Source organism: Proteiniclasticum sediminis (assembly GCF_018128025.1).
GTDB classification, from domain to species: Bacteria; Bacillota; Clostridia; order Clostridiales; family Clostridiaceae; genus Proteiniclasticum; species Proteiniclasticum sediminis.
The window spans coordinates 1-1820 of record NZ_JAGSCS010000047.1 but is presented as its reverse complement, the minus strand read 5'-3'; the positions used below and the strand labels follow the sequence as shown (position 1 = coordinate 1820).

Here is a 1820-nt window from a genome sequence, read left to right as displayed (position 1 = left end):
AAACGCTTGGAAAACGGAAGTTTTCAATGGCCTCGCAGCCAAGATGAGGCGCGGGAAATCACCCCGCAGCAGTATCGCTGGCTGTTGGAGGGACTCTCCGTCGATCAGAAGAAAGCTATCCATCCCCTCGAAAAGAAGAGAGTGCTCTGATTCGCTGAATACCTTGAGAAATCAAGGGGTTCAGCGATATTTATCGTGCAATTATGTCGAGTTTATGATATAATTAAAGTAGAATTTCAATATCTTGTGATTGAGGAGAGGCAACATGAAAGCTTCGGAAACTTCCGCATTAATCGAGGTCATTAAAGAACAGAACAAGACCATCGAGTCCCTTCGAAAAACCATCGAAGAAATGAGTGTTGAGTCGAAAATTTTGCGGGAGCAGATTGAGTATCTCACCAAAAAGCTTTTCGGCACCAAGAGTGAAAAAATGGCCGCCTTAACCGGCCAGATTGTACTGGATGAGATCCTCAATCCCGAGATGAGTCAAGATCTTGGCCTCTTCAATGAAGCCGAAACGAATGCCGAGGTTCAAGAAGAACCAGATCTTCGCCAGAAGGCTACAAAAAAGGGGTATTCTCGGGAGAAAGCACTCCGCAATCTGCCCCGAGAGGAAAAACTCTATACGCTTCCCGATGAAGACCGAGTCTGCTCCATGGATGGAGACAGACTGGTTCCTGCCGGCAAGAAATATCTCCGGACGGAAATTGAATACACGCCGGCATCCATGAAGCTCGTGGAGGTCTATGTGGAAACCGCAGAGTGCCGCACCTGCCGAAAGGAAGGCAGAAGTTATCTCCGGCAAGCAGAGGCGGACCAGCCGGTGCTCCAGCATTCGATGGCTTCCCCCTCCAGTGTGGCATGGACCATGTACCAGAAATATGTGAATCATGTTCCACTCTACCGACAGGAGAAGGACTGGCATAACCTAGGCCTGGAAATCCAGCGGAATACCCTTTCCAGCTGGATTATGAAGACCTCAGAGGAATGGCTCAGCCCCGTAGTCGCAAGACTACGCGAAAAACTGCTGGAGGAGACCTATCTCCACGCGGATGAATTATGCGAAGCTTCGCATAACTCATCTTATGTAGAGTCTTACGTTATGTAGAGCCGTGCATTCAAATCTAGTAAATTTAGTTGTTTGTAATACTCCGGCTCTACATAATATTTAGATATTATTCTTGAGCCAATCGAGCAGCCCATCCTTTTCATTATCGGAATAGGGCTGAATGGAATCATCCAACTGAGACGCCGCTTCAAGAATGTACTTCCGCTTCAGTTCTGGATTACATTTAGCATATATTTCAGTAGTAGTAACTGATGAGTGGCCAAGAAAGTCTCGTATATAAATTAGATTCACTCCACTTTCCAACAAGTGCATAGCTTTCGAATGTCGAATAACATGCGGATGTGTCGACTTAATTAAGATAGTTGGTACTGAAGTACTGTTTTGGGCATGATGATGCACCTCCTTTGTATAAGAGAATGCAGTAAAAATTATGTAGAGTCAAACTCAATTCAACTGATATTTCCCAGTCATAAAAAGTTTTACTCTACATAACGTAAGACTCTACATAAGATGAAACCACGGTCCAGGTGATGAAAGAGCCAGGCCGGAGCAACACGAGCAAGTCGTATATGTGGGTGTATGCCACAAGCCGTCATACTGCCCAGCCCATCCGGATCTTTGATTACCGCGCCGGTCGCGCAGGGGCCCATGCCTCGGCGTTTCTGGAAGGTTTTCGCGGCTATCTGCATACGGATGCCTACGCCGGGTATGAAAAGGTGAGGGACGTCACCCGCTGTCTCTGCTGGAGCCA

General features: G+C 47.0%; 3 protein-coding genes and 1 pseudogene. 3 read left to right on the top strand and 1 reads right to left on the bottom strand.

Going from position 1 to position 1820, the window contains the following annotated elements:
• The first annotated feature begins 6 nt into the window (after positions 1-6).
• Positions 7-150 (top strand): IS66 family insertion sequence element accessory protein TnpB, encoded by a 144-nt coding sequence (gene tnpB, locus KCG48_RS15105; RefSeq protein ID WP_408004752.1) that lies wholly within the window; start codon positions 7-9, stop codon positions 148-150.
• 115 nt (positions 151-265) lie between these two features.
• Positions 266-1108, top strand: a complete 843-nt coding sequence (locus KCG48_RS14410) for an IS66 family transposase (RefSeq protein ID WP_211802874.1) — start codon at positions 266-268, stop codon at positions 1106-1108.
• Positions 1109-1168: 60 nt separating this feature from the next.
• Here KCG48_RS14410 and KCG48_RS14405 read toward each other — a convergent pair whose 3' ends face one another.
• Positions 1169-1381 carry a site-specific integrase gene (locus KCG48_RS14405; protein WP_408004750.1) on the bottom strand — a complete coding sequence of 71 codons (213 nt, stop codon included), beginning with the start codon at positions 1379-1381 and terminating at the stop codon, positions 1169-1171.
• Between the two features lie 209 nt (positions 1382-1590).
• On the opposite strand from KCG48_RS14405, the pseudogene KCG48_RS14400 reads away from it, so the two are divergent.
• A pseudogene (locus KCG48_RS14400) lies at positions 1591-1820 on the top strand (IS66 family transposase); the annotation flags it as partial.